General features: G+C 69.2%; 13 protein-coding genes and 1 pseudogene. 5 read left to right on the forward strand and 9 right to left on the reverse strand.

Annotation, left to right across the window (positions count from 1 at the left end):
- Positions 1-110: 110 nt before the first annotated feature.
- The 5 genes and pseudogenes from serA to FB384_RS01990 form a co-directional block, all read right to left on the reverse strand.
- Positions 111-1,706 carry a phosphoglycerate dehydrogenase gene (gene serA / locus FB384_RS01970; protein ID WP_183778588.1) on the reverse strand — a complete coding sequence of 532 codons (1,596 nt, stop codon included), beginning with the start codon at positions 1,704-1,706 and terminating at the stop codon, positions 111-113.
- A gap of 711 nt (positions 1,707-2,417) precedes the next feature.
- A pseudogene (locus FB384_RS26430) lies at positions 2,418-2,501 on the reverse strand (DUF397 domain-containing protein); the annotation flags it as partial.
- Between the two features lie 533 nt (positions 2,502-3,034).
- Positions 3,035-4,048, reverse strand: a complete 1,014-nt coding sequence (gene ilvC, locus FB384_RS01980; RefSeq protein WP_183778591.1) for a ketol-acid reductoisomerase — start codon at positions 4,046-4,048, stop codon at positions 3,035-3,037.
- A gap of 93 nt (positions 4,049-4,141) precedes the next feature.
- On the reverse strand, positions 4,142-4,648 hold the full coding sequence (gene ilvN / locus FB384_RS01985) for an acetolactate synthase small subunit (RefSeq protein ID WP_183778593.1): 507 nt from the start codon (positions 4,646-4,648) through the stop codon (positions 4,142-4,144).
- Positions 4,649-4,653: 5 nt separating this feature from the next.
- Complete coding sequence (locus FB384_RS01990; RefSeq protein WP_183778595.1) at positions 4,654-6,600, reverse strand: acetolactate synthase large subunit; 1,947 nt, start codon at positions 6,598-6,600, stop codon at positions 4,654-4,656.
- Between the two features lie 117 nt (positions 6,601-6,717).
- On the opposite strand from FB384_RS01990, the gene FB384_RS01995 reads away from it, so the two are divergent.
- The 3 genes from FB384_RS01995 (at position 6,718) to ilvD (ending at position 10,264) form a co-directional block, all read left to right on the forward strand.
- The gene (locus tag FB384_RS01995; protein ID WP_183778597.1) at positions 6,718-6,945 is read left to right on the forward strand and encodes a hypothetical protein; all 228 of its coding nucleotides are present in this window, start codon (positions 6,718-6,720) and stop codon (positions 6,943-6,945) included.
- 530 nt (positions 6,946-7,475) lie between these two features.
- Complete coding sequence (locus FB384_RS26435) at positions 7,476-8,087, forward strand: PH domain-containing protein (RefSeq protein WP_323985095.1); 612 nt, start codon at positions 7,476-7,478, stop codon at positions 8,085-8,087.
- A gap of 332 nt (positions 8,088-8,419) precedes the next feature.
- Positions 8,420-10,264, forward strand: coding sequence for a dihydroxy-acid dehydratase (ilvD, locus tag FB384_RS02005; RefSeq protein ID WP_183778599.1), 1,845 nt, complete (start codon positions 8,420-8,422; stop codon positions 10,262-10,264).
- A 198-nt stretch (positions 10,265-10,462) separates the two neighbouring features.
- Here the strand turns inward: ilvD and FB384_RS02010 are convergent, their stop codons facing one another.
- Together FB384_RS02010 and FB384_RS02015 are read right to left on the reverse strand one after the other, a co-directional pair.
- Positions 10,463-11,083 carry a DoxX family protein gene (locus FB384_RS02010; RefSeq protein ID WP_183778601.1) on the reverse strand — a complete coding sequence of 207 codons (621 nt, stop codon included), beginning with the start codon at positions 11,081-11,083 and terminating at the stop codon, positions 10,463-10,465.
- Between the two features lie 78 nt (positions 11,084-11,161).
- A complete protein-coding gene (locus FB384_RS02015) occupies positions 11,162-11,863 on the reverse strand; it encodes an NPP1 family protein (protein WP_183784809.1) in 702 nt (233 codons plus the stop codon).
- A gap of 152 nt (positions 11,864-12,015) precedes the next feature.
- On the opposite strand from FB384_RS02015, the gene FB384_RS02020 reads away from it, so the two are divergent.
- Together FB384_RS02020 and FB384_RS02025 are read left to right on the forward strand one after the other, a co-directional pair.
- Positions 12,016-12,402 carry a hypothetical protein gene (locus tag FB384_RS02020; RefSeq protein ID WP_183778603.1) on the forward strand — a complete coding sequence of 129 codons (387 nt, stop codon included), beginning with the start codon at positions 12,016-12,018 and terminating at the stop codon, positions 12,400-12,402.
- A gap of 122 nt (positions 12,403-12,524) precedes the next feature.
- The gene (locus FB384_RS02025) at positions 12,525-13,259 is read left to right on the forward strand and encodes an SDR family NAD(P)-dependent oxidoreductase (protein WP_183778605.1); all 735 of its coding nucleotides are present in this window, start codon (positions 12,525-12,527) and stop codon (positions 13,257-13,259) included.
- 258 nt (positions 13,260-13,517) lie between these two features.
- Here the strand turns inward: FB384_RS02025 and FB384_RS02030 are convergent, their stop codons facing one another.
- Positions 13,518-14,117 carry a TetR/AcrR family transcriptional regulator gene (locus FB384_RS02030; RefSeq protein WP_183778607.1) on the reverse strand — a complete coding sequence of 200 codons (600 nt, stop codon included), beginning with the start codon at positions 14,115-14,117 and terminating at the stop codon, positions 13,518-13,520.
- 323 nt (positions 14,118-14,440) lie between these two features.
- Complete coding sequence (locus FB384_RS02035; protein ID WP_183778610.1) at positions 14,441-15,346, reverse strand: 2-hydroxyacid dehydrogenase; 906 nt, start codon at positions 15,344-15,346, stop codon at positions 14,441-14,443.
- Positions 15,347-15,348: the final 2 nt, after the last annotated feature.

Raw genomic sequence — 15,348 nt, forward strand, 5'->3', positions numbered from 1 at the left:
TGACAATCGATGGTCAGCCAGCCAACACCACTGGGGGCGTCACCCAATAGCGCCGTTCGTAGCGTTTTACCTGAATGTGATGGTTTGTACCTGGTGTCCGACGACCGTGGTCACAGGAACGAGATCGACCGGATCTTGCGCGCCGACACGGCGGCGCCGATCGGGTCGAGCAGTGCCGGGTCGACGGGGCGGTCCACCCGCAGCAGCATCACCGAGTCGGAACGGTCGGTGGTCTGGCTGATCTGCGCGGCGTCGATGTTGACGCCGGCCTCGCCCAGCACGGTGCCGACCCGGCCCATGATGCCCGGCTTGTCGGGGTACTCCATGAGGAGCATGTTGCCCTCGGCCCGGATGTCGAAGTGCCTGCCGTCGATCTCGATCAGCTTCTGCACCTCGTCCTTGCCGGTGACCGAGCCCGACACCGTGTGCGCCGTGCCGTCGTCCTGCACCGCGCGCACCGTCAGCTGGCTGCGGTAGCTCTGGCTCTCCGGCTCCGTGCTGACCGACACCTGCACGCCCAGTTCCTCGGCCAGCCGCGGCGCGTTCACGAACGTCACCTGCGACTCGACGACGCCCGCGAACACGCCCCGCAGCGCCGCCAGCTGCAGCACGCTGACGTCCTCACCGGACAGTTCGCCGGAGGCGACGACCGACACCGACTGCGGCGCCTTCGCGCTGAACGCCGACAGCACGGTGCCGAGCTTCTGCGCCAGCGGCAGGTACGGGCGCACCTCGTCGGTGACCGCACCGCCCGCGACGTTCACCGCGTCCGGCACGAACTCGCCGCGCAGCGCCAGCAGCGTGGACTTGGCGACGTCGGTGCCCGCACGGTCCTGCGCCTCCCCCGTCGACGCGCCGAGGTGCGGCGTGACCACGACGTTGGGCAGGCCGAACAGCGGGCTCTCGGTGACCGGCTCCGACTCGAACACGTCGATGCCCGCGCCGCCCACGTGGCCGTCCGACACGGCGCCTGCCAGCGCGTCCTCGTCGATCAGGCCGCCACGCGCGGCGTTGACGACGATGACGCCCTTCTTGGTCTTCGCCAGCGCCTTCGCGTCGATCAGGCCCTTGGTCTCGGGCGTCTTCGGCAGGTGGACGGTGACGATGTCGGCACGCTCGAGCAGCTCGTCGAGGGTGACGAGTTCGACGCCGAACTGCTTGGCACGCGCCGCCGAGGCGTACGGGTCATAGGCCAGCAGCTTCGTGTCGAACGCGCCGAGGCGCTGCGACACGAGCTGGCCGATCTTGCCGAAGCCGACGACACCGACGGTCTTGCCGTTCAGCTCGACACCGGTGTAGGAGCTGCGCTTCCATTCGCCGCCCTGCAGGCTCTGGTCGGCGGCGGGAACACGGCGCAGCACCGACAGCAGCAGCGCGATGGCGTGCTCGGCTGCGGAGACGATGTTCGACGTCGGCGCGTTCACCACGAGCACACCGTGCTGGGTGGCAGCGGGCACGTCGACGTTGTCGAGACCGACACCGGCGCGGGCGACCACCTTCAGTGAGCTGGTGGCGTCGAGCACCTCGGCGTCGACCTGCGTCGCGGACCGTACGAGCAGCGCGTCGGCGGTCTTCACCGCCTCGAGCAGTGCCGGCCGGTCCGTTCCGTCCACGTGCCGGATCTCGACCTCGTCTCCGAAGACGCTCACCGCGGAGGGAGCGAGCTTCTCGGCGAGGAGGACGACGGGCTTGGTGGAAGTGGTCACGTTGCGCCTTTCCGTAGCTCGACTCACTGGTCTTGTGCGGCAGGCACGCCCGCTCTCGCGGTGTCACGTACCGCAGGCCGGAGCGGCGGGCGGTGCGCCTCGGCTCCGCTGCGGACTGCGTGTCACGACCTGCGCCTGCCCCGCACTCGCCGACGGACCTGCCCGGTGCTGCTCGCCAGCCGGGGCGATCGTCGACGTGGTCGAGGTCACGTCACTGTGCCCTCGATCGGAAGGAGTCTATCCGCCCGAGTTAACGCAGACGCAATGCTCGGACGGCAAATCAGCGCCATCGAGGACAATTCTCTCCGCGTTGTCCCTGGTCACGACGGCCGAACGAGAACTTCGTTCGTCAGGTCACCATGCGGGATCCCGTCGCTCGAATCGGCGCGGAGCGAGTCGGCCACTCGAATTCGACGACCCGAAGCTCGTGCGATCCGGGCTTTCTCCGTTGTCTCACCGCGTCGTCACCGTGATCGTTCCGAGACGCGGGAGCGGAAGGCCGCGGCGTCGGTCGCACGGCCGTAACGGGGCCGGTCACCGTCTCGCAGAAGGCGGTGCGAAACTTCCGCGCCGCCCGGGTCGGACGGCGCGACCGGGTCGGACAGCGCGGCCGGATCGGGCGAGACGAGCGGGTCGGCGAGGCGAGCTGTGCAGCGGACCGTTCGACGTACCCACCGGTTTCGGCCGCGGCGCACGGGGGTTCGGCGCCGATCACTCCGGTGGGCGGTCGAACTCGCCGTCGCGCACCCCCGCGAGGAACGCATCCCATTCCGACGGGGTGAACACGAGCACGGCCTGCCCGTGGGAGGCGTGCCCGTCTCCGGCCGCCCTCCTGCCGTCCTGTCCGCCACCGTCGTGCCCCATGCCGCCACCGTGCCGGTCGCCGTGCTGCCCCGCGCCGTGGTGCCCGCCGCCGCCGTGCCCGTCGCCCGCGTTCCCGCCGCCACCGTGCCCGTCGCCCGCGTTCCCGTCGCCGGAGTGCCCTTCGCCGGAGTGCCCTTCGCCGCCGGGAACGGACCGCAGGACGACGTACGTCACGCCGTCGGTGTGGCGCACGAACGCGTACTCGACCGGACCGCGCGCGATGCCCGCCTCGTCCCGCAGCCGCGTCCACGCGGCGGACCCCAGGTCCAGCGCGGCCGACACATCCTGCTTCGCCTGCTGGGCACGGCCCGGGCCGGCGGTCCCACCCGGGCCCCCGGCCGAGGGCGTGCCAGGGTCAACGCCGTCGGTCATTACCCCGCACGGTAGCCCTGAGCAGCACAAACCCCCAAGACGCGGAATCACGTCCTGGGGGTCTGCGGCGGAAAACGGACCTATCGAATGAATCAGGCCGTCTCGGTGATCGGGCGGTCGACCCACGACATCAGGTCGCGCAGCTTCTTGCCGGTCTCCTCGATCGGGTGCTGCTCGCCGGCCTCGCGCAGCTTGGTGAAGTTCGGCCGGTTCGCCTCGTCCTCGCCGACCCACTCCCGGGCGAAGGTGCCGTCCTGGATCTCCGCCAGCACGGCCTTCATGTTTTCCTTCACCTCAGGCGTGATCACCCGCGGACCGCGGGTGAGGTCGCCGTACTCGGCGGTGTCGGAGATCGAGTAGCGCATGCGCGCGATGCCGCCCTCGTACATGAGGTCGACGATCAGCTTGAGCTCGTGCAACACCTCGAAGTAGGCGATCTCCGGGGCGTAGCCCGCCTCGGTCAGCACCTCGAAGCCGGTCTGCACGAGCGCCGACGCGCCGCCGCAGAGGACCGACTGCTCACCGAACAGGTCGGTCTCGGTCTCCTCGGTGAACGTCGTCTTGATGACGCCGGCGCGCGCACCGCCGATCGCGGCCGCGTACGACAGCGCGAGGGCCTGGCCGCCACCGCTCGGGTCCTGCTCGACGGCGATCAGGCACGGCACGCCCTTGCCGTCGACGAACTGCCTGCGCACCAGGTGCCCCGGGCCCTTAGGGGCCACCATCGCGACGTCCACGTTCGCCGGCGGCTTGATGAGGTCGTACCGGATGTTGAAGCCGTGGCCGAAGAAGAGCGCGTCGCCCGCCTTGAGGTTCGGCTCGATGTCGGCGGTGTAGATCTCGCGCTGCTTCGTGTCGGGCGCGAGGATCATGATCACGTCGGCCCACGCGGAGACCTCGGACACCGTGCCGACCTGCAGGCCCTCCTCCTCGGCCTTGGGGCGCGACTTCGAACCCTCGGCCAGGCCGATGCGGACGTCGACGCCGGAGTCGCGCAGGCTCAGCGCGTGCGCGTGGCCCTGACTGCCGTACCCGATGACGGCGACCTTACGGCCCTGGATGATGCTGAGATCGGCGTCGTCGTCGTAGAAGATTTCGACTGACATGAGGGGCGGTACTTCCTTTCCCATCGCGTGATGTGCCCGCGACGCAGCTTCCGGCTGACGCGCGGGCTCGGCGGCGCTCGGTGGCCGCAGGTTCTATCGGGTTGAGTTCGCGGTGATCGACCGGGCACCCCGGCCGAGCGCGACCATGCCGGATTTCACGAGCTCGCGCACACCGTACGGTTCCAGCATGCGCATGAGCGCGTTCAGTTTGTCGTGCGTGCCGGTGGCCTCGACGGTGACCGCCTCCGGCGAGACGTCGACCACCTTCGCGCGGAACATCTCCACGGTTTCGAGGACCTGACTGCGCACGGTGGCATCGGCCCGCACCTTCACCAGCAGCAGGTCGCGCTGCACGGAGCTGTCCGGGTCGAGTTCCACGATCTTGATGACGTTCACGAGCTTGTTGAGCTGCTTGGTCACCTGTTCGAGGGGTTGCTCCTCGACGGCGACGACGATCGTCATCCGGGACACCTCGGGGTTCTCCGTGGGCCCGACGGCGAGGGACTCGATGTTGAAACCCCGGCGGGAGAACAGTCCGGAGACACGGGCGAGCACGCCGGGGACGTTCTCCACCAGGACGCTCAGCGTGTGCATGCTCATCAGTCTTACTGCTCCCCTCGCACGTCGGTGACGGCCCTGTCGGCGACGACCCCACCGGATGCGGGTCCGTCGGCGACATCGTCGTCGTCGAACAGCGGCCGGATGCCGCGGGCCGCCATCACCTCGTCGTTGCTGGCGCCGGGGCCGACCATCGGCCACACCTGAGCATCCTTGCCGACGACGAAGTCGATCACGACAGGGCGGTCGTCGATCGCCATCGCCTGCTTGATGACGTCGTCTACCTCGTCGGCCGTCTCACACCGCAGGCCCGCACAGCCGAGCGACTCGGCGAGGAGCGCGAAGTCCGGGATGCGGTGCTTGTGCGTGCCGAGGTCGGTGTTGGAGTAGCGCTCGGCGTAGAAGAGATTCTGCCACTGCCGCACCATGCCCAGGTTGCCGTTGTTGATCACGGCGACCTTGATCGGAGCCCCTTCGAGCGCACAGGTGGCCAGTTCCTGGTTGGTCATCTGGAAGCAGCCGTCGCCGTCGATGGCCCACACCTGGGCCCCGGGGTGCGCGAACTGCGCGCCCATCGCCGCGGGCACGGCGAAGCCCATCGTGCCGAGCCCGCCCGAGTTGATCCAGCTGCGCGGGTTGTCGTACTTGATGAACTGCGCCGCCCACATCTGGTGCTGGCCGACGCCCGCCGCGTAGTAGGCGTCCGGCCCGACGAGCGCGCCGATGCGCTCGATGACGTACTGCGGCGCGAGCGCGCCGTCGTCGGGCCACTCGTACCCGGCGGGGAACGTGTCACGCCACGAGTTGATCTGCGTCCACCATGCGGTCAGGTCGGGACGGTCACCGCGGTCGTGCTCGAACTTCACGGCTTCGATGAGCTCACGGAGGATCTCCTTGCAGTCGCCCACGATCGGCACGTCGGCCTTGCGGTTCTTGGAGATCTCGGCCGGATCGATGTCGGCGTGCACGACGGTGGCCTCGGGCGCGAACGAGTCGAGCCTGCCGGTGACCCGGTCGTCGAACCGCGCGCCGAGCGCCAACAGCAGATCCGCACGCTGCATGGCGGCGACGGCGGACACGCTGCCGTGCATGCCGGGCATGCCCACGTGGTGGTCGTGCGAATCGGGGAACGCGCCGCGCGCCATCAGTGTCGTCGCGACGGGGATACCGGTCAGCTCGGCCAGCTCGGCCAGCTCCTCCGACGCCTCGGCCTTGAGCACGCCGCCGCCGACGTACAGCACCGGCCTGCGCGACTGCGAGATCAACCGCGCCGCCTCACGCACCTGCTTGCCGTGCGGGCGCAGGGTGGGCCGGTAGCCGGGCAGCGTCATCTCCGGCGGCCACGCGAACGATGTCGTCTCCTGCAGCACGTCCTTGGGGATGTCGACCAGCACCGGTCCGGGACGGCCCGTGGCGGCGAGATGGAACGCCTCCGCGATGACCCGCGGGATGTCGGCCGGGTCGGTGACGAGGAAGTTGTGCTTGGTGATCGGCATCGTGATGCCGCAGATGTCGGCTTCCTGGAACGCGTCCGTGCCGATGAGTGCGCGCGTCTGCTGCCCGGTGATCGCCACCAGCGGCACCGAGTCCATGTTGGCGTCGGCCAGCGGGGTGACCAGGTTGGTGGCGCCGGGACCGGAGGTCGCCATGCACACGCCGACCTTGCCGGTGGCCTGGGCGTACCCCGTTGCGGCGTGGCCTGCGGCCTGTTCGTGCCGCACGAGCACGTGGCGAACCTTCGTCGAGTCGAGAAGCGGGTCGTAGGCGGGCAGAATCGTGCCACCCGGAATGCCGAAGACGACCTCGGAGCCGACCGCCTCGAGCGCCCGTACGAGCGACTGGGCGCCGGTGACGCGGACGGGCGTGCCCGCGGGCGGGGTGGGCTTCGGACGGGGTCCGTTCGGCTGGGAGGACTTGCGGGACGCCTCGGAGGCGTCCGTGGCTCCGGTGTCTCCGGCCGAGCCGGATTCCGATCGCGAGGTCGCGCTAGTCATCGATTTCTGCCTCGTGTCCTGGTGCTCTCGAGCGTGCTGAGTCGATCCTGCTGGCTCGTCGGCTTCTCGGGTCGGTTCTCGGGTCGAGTTGTCGTGTGCCGGTCGTCTGTGCCTGTTGTGGTGATTCCTGTCGTGGGCGGGGTTGTTCTTGTGCCTGTTGTTCTTGTGCCTGTTGTTCTTGTGCCTGTTGTTCTTGTGCCTGTTGTTCTTGTGCCTGTTGTTCTTGTGCCTGTTGTTCTTGTGCCTGTTGTTCTTGTGCCTGTTTGTGATGGTTGCCGCCGTGGTGGTCGCCGTTCGGCGATCGCCGCGATGGTGATCTCCACGGTGGTCGTCGTGCGGCGGTGAGTCGTCGTGACCTCACCCGGTGTCACCCGATCGGTTCCGTGACAGCACAACCCCGACATCAAAAAACCCCCGCCGACCGGGGTGGCCGTACGAGGGTCGCGCGTTGATGCAGAGGCGGCTTCCTAAGCGTCGCTCTCGGCGTCAACGCGCTTGGGAAGTACGAGAATCGTCTGCGGTGTCACAGCGGTGACGGTAGTCCGATCACGATGCGAGTGTCAACTCTGCGGGATAGTGATTCCGAATACTGGAACGCTGATCCAATCAGCGGACACCCGGGGCAACCGGACGGACGCCGTCCGGCAGCACCACGACGGGAACACCACCGCCGCAGTCGCCCACAGACCCGCGCGGGCGGCCCAGCCGCTCCTGCTCTGCCGCCCCGTCCTGCCGGCCCGCCCGGACGGGCTCGTCCTGCCGGGTCGTCCTGCCGGGTCGTCCTGCCCCTCCGGAGTCCTCTGCCGACACCGTTGACCCTGCGCAGCTGCAGCCCGGAATATCGTGAGGTCATCCGGCGGTGGCACCATCGAGGTGTGGCAGACGAATCAGGTGACCCGCAGCAGCAGTCCGGAGCCGCGCAGCAGTCCGGAGCCCCGCAGCAGTCCGGAGCCCCGCTCGGCGAGCAGCAGGCCCGCGACGAACAGGTCGTGCGCAAACAGCGCCGCGCGGTGTTCCGTGTCCCGGCGGCGTCCCTGCTGACCGTCCCGATCCTGTTGTTCGGTGTCACCCCGATCGCTTTCAGCGCGCCCGGACTGCAGCTGCTGTATCTGATCCCCGTGGCCGTCGTGCTCTGGGTGGTGCGCGTCCGCACGACGGCGACCGCGGAGGGGCTGACCGTCCGCACCCTGACGAGCAGCCGCTCGATGCGCTGGGACGAACTCTCGGGCCTGTCGATCACGGAGAAGGCCGCGATCCGTGCGGTGCTGACCGACGGCACGCCCGTCCCGCTCCCCTACGTCCGCCTGCATCACGTGCCGGTGCTGTCGTTGCTGTCCGACGGCCGCATCCCCGACCCGTCCGGCGCGCTGACGAGCGAGGCCGCCTCGGCGGACGAGAACTCGACGAACGACGCCGGCGCCGACGACACCGAGCGTGCCGTGACCGCCGGCGACGACACGGCCGGGCGCCCGGCGGCCACGTCCTGACGACGACTCAGGCGCCGCCACTGGCCGTCGTGGCCGCATCGCTCGTCCAATGCGGGCCCGGAGCCCGTGCGGCGTCGCCGTGGCGGCCGGGGTTCTCACCTGGTGCGGATGGCGCCGCCGTCGAGCGGGCATGCACTCCTGGCACGCTCACCGGCACCACGTCACGTTCCAGCAGCACCGCGTTCCACCGGCACCTCGTTCCACCGGCACCTCGTTCCACCGGCACCGCGTCGGGTCCCGCTCCCACATGCCGGACACACCGTTTCTGCGATCTGCGCATGTCGGGCCGACACCTGTCCACGGCGTGAGACCACGGGCGTAGCCTGGGCGCCATGCCTGCTCTGCGTTCCCGTACCACCACCCACGGCCGCAACGCCGCCGGGGCGCGTTCCCTGTGGCGAGCGACCGGGATGACCGACAACGACTTCGGCAAGCCGATCGTCGCGATCGCCAACTCGTACACGCAGTTCGTCCCCGGCCACGTCCACCTCAAGGATCTCGGCGAGATCGTCGCGAAGGCGGTCGGCGAGGCGGGCGGTGTCGCGCGCGAATTCCACACGATCGCCGTCGACGACGGCATCGCCATGGGCCACTCGGGCATGCTCTACTCGCTGCCCTCGCGCGAGATCATCTCCGACTCCGTGGAGTACATGGTCAACGCGCACCAGGCCGATGCGCTCGTGTGCATCTCCAACTGCGACAAGATCACGCCCGGGATGCTCAACGCCGCGATGCGCCTGAACGTGCCGACGGTGTTCGTCTCCGGCGGTCCGATGGAGGCCGGCAAGGCGGTCGTCGTGGACGGCGTCGCACACCCGTCCAGCGATCTGATCACGACGATCTCGGCATCGGCGAACGACGCGGTCGACGAGGAGGGGCTGTCCGAGGTCGAGCGGTCCGCCTGCCCGACCTGCGGCTCGTGTTCGGGCATGTTCACCGCGAACTCGATGAACTGCCTCACCGAGGCGCTCGGACTGTCGCTGCCGGGCAACGGTTCGACGCTCGCCACGCACGCCGCACGCCGCGCCCTGTTCGAGAACGCGGGCCGCACCGTCGTCGAACTGGCCAAGCGCTGGTACGGCGAGGACGACGAATCCGCCCTGCCCCGCAGCATCGCGTCGAAGGAGGCGTTCGAGAACGCCATGGCGCTCGACATGGCGATGGGCGGCTCGACGAACACGGTGCTGCACGTCCTCGCCGCCGCCGAGGAGGGCGAGATCGACTTCACGATCGGCGACATCGACCGGATCGGCCGGTCGGTGCCCTGCCTGTCCAAAGTGGCACCCAACTCGGACTACCACATGGAGGACGTGCACCGGGCAGGCGGAATCCCCGCCATCCTCGGCGAGCTGTACCGCGGCGGACTGCTCAACACCGGCGTCGCGTCGGTGCACTCGCCGTCGATGGAACAGTGGTTGTCCACATGGGATATCCGCGCCGAGTCGCCGTCCGACGAGGCCGTCGAACTATTCCACGCCGCACCGGGCGGGGTGCGCACCACACAGGCCTTCTCGACCGAGAACCGGTGGTCGTCGTTGGACACCGACGCCGCGGGCGGCTGCATCCGCGACGTCGAGCACGCCTACACCGTCGACGGCGGCCTGGCCGTGCTGCGCGGCAACCTGGCCGAGAACGGCGCGGTCATCAAGTCCGCGGGTATCGACGAGGAGCTGTGGCACTTCGAAGGCCCCGCCCGGGTCGTGGAGAGTCAGGAGGAGGCCGTCTCGGCGATCCTCGGCAAGCAGGTGCAGCCCGGCGACGTGATCGTCGTCCGCTACGAAGGGCCGTCCGGTGGCCCCGGCATGCAGGAGATGCTGCACCCGACCGCGTTCCTCAAGGGCGCGGGTCTCGGCAAGGTATGCGCGCTGATCACCGACGGGCGCTTCTCGGGCGGCTCGTCGGGCATCTCGGTCGGCCACATCTCCCCCGAGGCCGCCGACGGCGGCATGATCGGCCTGGTCGAGGACGGCGACCCGATCCGCATCGACGTCCACGAGCGCTCCCTCGAGCTGCTCGTCGACGACGAGGTCCTGGCCGAGCGACGGGCCAAGATGGACGCGAGCGAGCGGCCGTGGCAGCCGGCCGAGCGGCAGCGTCCGGTGACCACCGCGCTGCGGGCCTACGCCAAGATGGCGACCTCGGCCGACCGCGGAGCGGTGCGCGACCTCAACGCGTGATCCACAACAGACGAGATCCACAACAGACGAACGGCGCCGCACCCTCACGGAGGGCGCGGCGCCGTTTTTTGCGTTCCACGGGTGCACGGGACCGGCGCGCGGCTCGCCGATCGGCCAGGGCGCCAGCGTGGAATCACGCGCGGCGAGGCCGATCACCGACGCGTCCGCCCGGCCCGGGCAGGACGGTGGCGGCGTGGCTCAGCGGAACATCACGATGACCACAATGGATGCGGCCACGGCGAGGAGCAGTCCGAACAGGCCGAACGCACCGGGCTTGCGGCGCCACGGCGTGTTCTTGTCGACGGCGATCCGGCCTGCGCCGGTGAACAACAGGGTCAGTGCCGCGACCCCGAGCAGGAGTTCGAGCTCGGTCTCGAAGTAACCGGCGCCGCCCTGGAACTTCGTGATGACGATGTTGATCGTGACGCCGAGGATCGCGGCCGCGCCCAGCGGCGTGAACAGGCCGATCGCCAGCAGCAGTGCGCCGCCTGTCTCCGCCAGAGCGGTGATCCAGGACAGCAGCGTCGTCTGACCCGTGTAGCCCATGCCGGACAGCGCGTCCGCGAAGCCGCCGATGCCGGGGCCGTCGAACAAGCCGAACAGCTTCTGCAGACCGTGCGCGCCCATCACCATGGCGAGCCCCAGCCGCAGCACGAGCAGGCCGATGTCCAGTCCGGCGTGCCAGCGGTCGGGTTCGGGAGTGGTTTCCTCGACATCGGCGAGCATGCTGTCGTTCCCCGGCTGGTTGAAACCGGAGTCGTCGTATGTGCCGGAGTCGAACTTCGTCGTCGGGGAGTCGAAGTTGTCGGGTGTGCTCATAGCCGCGCAGAGTAGAGCATCAGCGCGACGACCGGGTGAACGCCACGGCACACCCGGTGTCGCGATGGTGACGTCCCGTCACGCGTGCGGGTCGAACGCAATGTCTCGGGGTTTGGCCTTCTCGAGGTTGGTTGCGAACGCGCCGTCGGAGATCGCCAGGCTCGCGCTGCCGAAGTCGGCGGAGGTGAGGGTGTCTCGGATGTCACCGGGGAAGTGGTCCCAGCTCACCAGGTCCGGGTACTGCCAGGTGCCGTAATGGTTCTCGGGCGGTTCGTCACCGGTGGAGGCGAGCCGGAAGCAGTGGGTACCGGGGCCGTCCTTGTGGTAGACGACCTTCGGGTGCGTGCCCTCCCACTTCACCTCGGACGCGGAATGGGTCGAGTAGTCACCGTGCGCGGAGACCGACACGTACTCGGCGCTGTCGCCGCCACGTACCCAGACGACGACGTGCTCGATGTCGTGGCGGTGGCCGAACGCGTCGAGCCCGGGCACGGCCTGGTCCTTCTCGAAGTACAGGTCGTACAGGTAGGCGCACCAGTCACCGTCGCACCTGGACCGCGAGTAGGCGTTGGTGTTGTCCAAATCGGAGGCGTCGCGGCAGTTGCCGTTGAGGGCGCCCGAGTTGTTGAGCCCCTCGTTCAGCGTGCCGTCGGGACCGACCGCGGGGGTCGGATAGCAGCCGTCGGTGTCGTAGTCGAACGCGGGCTGCCACCGGCCGTCGGCCTCGGCGTGGCTCGCGGGCAGCGCGGTGGGCGGGTCGGCATGGGCCACCCCGGCCATGGGTGCCACGAGGAGCAGGCCCGTGACGGCGAGAGTCTTCACCGCCCGCAGCGACCGCCCGAACCGCCGACGGCGCGGCGGGGACGAACGACGGACAGCCGGCTGCGGGGCGGAAGATCGCGTCGACGGGCGCTGCGCCGAAGGATGTTGCCGTGTCGACCGGTGCCGTGTCGACCGGTGGTGTGTCGGATGTGCTGGCGTGGAGGCGTGGGACGGTCGGGCGGGCTCGGCTGCTGCCGGGTCCATCGGGAGGTCCTCTCTGCCGGATCGATGATCGACAGGAAGGCAAGCAGCGCACCGAGCACGCGAACAACCGACATTGGTCGACGCTTCGTCCGAACCACCCCGACGGCCCAGCGCTCATCTCGACCGGTACCAGCTTCGAGAACGAGCGCTGCGGTCGACGTTCCGACGTCAGGTTCGACAACCCTGAGCACGACAGCCCTGAGCACGACAACCCTGAGCACATTGCGACAACCGGCGTTCCCGTCGACGGCCCGCGGCGCATCCCGCCGGCCGAGCACACAGCCGCGGGCTGAGCGCCCACCAACCGACCACTCTCCATGTGGCCGGGGAGACTCGCCTCACCATTATTGACCGGACGGTCCATATCGGGCATCGTTGTGGACGGTTCAGTCAATAACTCGAGGAGGTGGGCGGCGTGGCCGTCCTGACGGACAAGGTCGCAGTGATCACCGGCGGCAGCAGCGGCATCGGGCTCGCGATCGCACGGGCGTTCCGTGATGAGGGTGCGAAGGTGTTCATCACCGGCCGTCGCAAGGAGACACTCGACGAGGCAATCGTCGAGCTGGGGGCGAACGCGACCGCTGTGGTCTGCGATTCCGCCGCGCCAGCCGATCTCGACGCTCTCTACGAGACCGTCCGTGCGCAGGTCGGGCACGTCGACGTCGTGGTCGCCAATGCCGGTATCGGCATCCAAACCGCATTCGGTGAGGTCACCGAGGAACAGTTCGACGCCATGTTCGCCACCAACGTCAAGGGAACCGTCTTCACCGTCCAAAAGGCATTGCCGCTGCTTCGCCCAGGGGCATCCATCATCTTGACGGGTTCGAGCGCCGCGACCCGCCCTCCCTACGGGCTCGAGATCTACGCTGCGACGAAGGCCGCGGTGCGTAATCTGGCTCGCGGCTGGGCCCACAGTGCGCGGCAGTACGGCTTCCGGGTGAACGTGCTCTCGCCGGGTACGGTGCCGACCCCGGGCCTGCTCGATCTCGTACCCGCGGAAGTTCGGGAACAGTCCGAGGAAGCCACCCCTCTCGGCCGGCTCGGCACACCTGAGGAGATCGCTGCCGCCGCCACCTTCCTGGCTTCGAACGCGTCGAGCTACGTCAACGGATCCGAACTCGCCGTCGACGGCGGCGCCGCGCAGATCTGACGCCCTCCGCCCTCAGGGGCGTTGTGATTCCGTCGAAGCATGCCTGCCCAGGGTGGATTCTCGGTGAGCCGCCCTGGGCAGGCCGGCGTGGGAAAGCCTCGCCCGCACCGGCCTACGCCGTGGTTCGATGCCGTGGTTCGATGCCGTGGTTCGATGCCGTGGTTCGATCGAGCCGCGAATCGCGCACGGCTGCGTCCGACCGCTCGAACCCCGAATCGGAAGCCCTGGGCGTCGGTGCCGTGAACCGTGGTTGGCGGCCTACTCGTGTCCCGGCGAAGGCAGCAGCCGAGTCAGGGCGGATTCGGCGACCGAGGCCAGAGCCCCGACGCCCATACCTGTCCGTCCGAGCGCGACCACTCCGAGCTGGGCGGCCAGAACCGCATAGGCGACCTGGTCGGCATCCACGCCGGGATCCACGTCGCCTTCGCGCCGAGCCCGCTCGATCGCCTCCGTCAGAATCTCGGCGGTGGCGTCATAGCTGCGCCGGGCCTCGGCCGCTACGTCCGGCATGCTCGTCGCGAGCTCGGCGGTGCTGTTCGCCAGCAGACACCCTCGCTGGGCGGATGCCCCGGTGGAGTCACGACTCGGACCGTGTACGAACTCCCGCACGAAATGGACGGCCCGCGACGCGGAAGCCAGCCGCTCGCGGAGCACCCGGTCGTTGGTGTCGTTGTATTCCCGCAGCACCCGTAGGAACAGCCTGTGCTTGTCGCCGAAAGCTCCGTACAGGCTGCCCTTGCCCAATCCGCTGGCCCGCATGAGATCGTCCACCGACGTCGCCGCGTAGCCCTTGTCCCAAAAGACCTCGCGGATCGCCGCGACGACACACTCCTCGTCGAACTCCCGGGGCCGTGGCACGCCGCCACGATACGCGTTGTTGACCAGTCAGGCCAGAACTCGCCGGCGCCGAATCGGTAGCCGGGCCGGTCGAGGAGAAACACCTCCGCGGCCACCCGGCGCAGGCCGTCGCGACTTCCACGGTCTATCGACCGCCGACGGCTACGGTTTCTCACCCGCCGTCATGGAGCGCGACCAGGAGTGTGTTTGCGGCCGGTGAGACATCAGCGGGGTCGGCAACAGCAGGCCGCGACGCGCAAGGCCGTTCTCGCCGACCGGCGCGGTCGGCGGCAGCACGAGGTAGGGGCATCGCGGCAGCACCCGAGCGGGCGGCGATCCCCCGCTCAATACTCGCCGTGGACCAGGTTCTCCGGCAATTCCCCACCGGCATACCGTTCCAGCTCCCGCGCGACGATGGCGTACGAGCGTGCGAGCCGCCCGTCGACGAACCCACCGGTGTGCGGCGTGATCATCACGTTGGGTGCGGTCCACAAGGGGTGACCTGCCGGCAGCGGTTCGGGTTCGGTGACGTCGAGGATCGCGCGCAGTCGCCGCGCCGTCAGCTCGTCAAGGAGTGCGTCGGTGTCGAGGACCGGTCCCCTGGCGGCGTTGACGAGTACGGCCCCGTCGGGCATCGCGGCGAGGAAACCGGCGTCGACCATGCCGCGCGTCTTCGACGTGAGCGGCACGAGCAGCGCCACGATGTCGGCCTGCCCCAGCAGCGACGGCAGCTCGTCAACGCCGTGCACGCCGTCGCGCGCGGTCATCCCGACCATGGTGACGCGCACGTCGAACGGGACCAGCCTGCGTTCGAGCTGCCTGCCGACGTCGCCCGCCCCGACGATCACGGCCCGCTTGCCCTGCAGCGTGTCGGTGCCGTGCGGCCGCCACACGCCCTCGGCGTGCGCGGCCTGGAAGTCCGGCAGCTCGCGATACAGCGACAGCAGCGTGGCCACCGCCCATTCGGCGGTGCTGCCGCCGTGGGCTCCGCGGCACGTCGACAGCAACACCCCGGGCGGCACGACGTCGATCCACTCCTCGGCGCCCGCGCTGCGCAGCTGGATCAACCGCAGTTTCGGCAGTTCGGACAACACCTTCTCGGTGACGCCGAAGCCGGGCACGAGCACCTCCGCGTCGACAGCTTCCTCGGGAAGGGGCTGCCCGGGTTCGTATCTGACAGGCTGCACACCGTCGATACCGGTCAGCGCCGTCATACCGTCGTCGTCGGGAACCAGAACCGTGATCGCCATGA

The sequence above is a fragment of the Prauserella sediminis genome, assembly GCF_014195435.1.
Lineage (GTDB): Bacteria > Actinomycetota > Actinomycetes > Mycobacteriales > Pseudonocardiaceae > Prauserella > Prauserella salsuginis.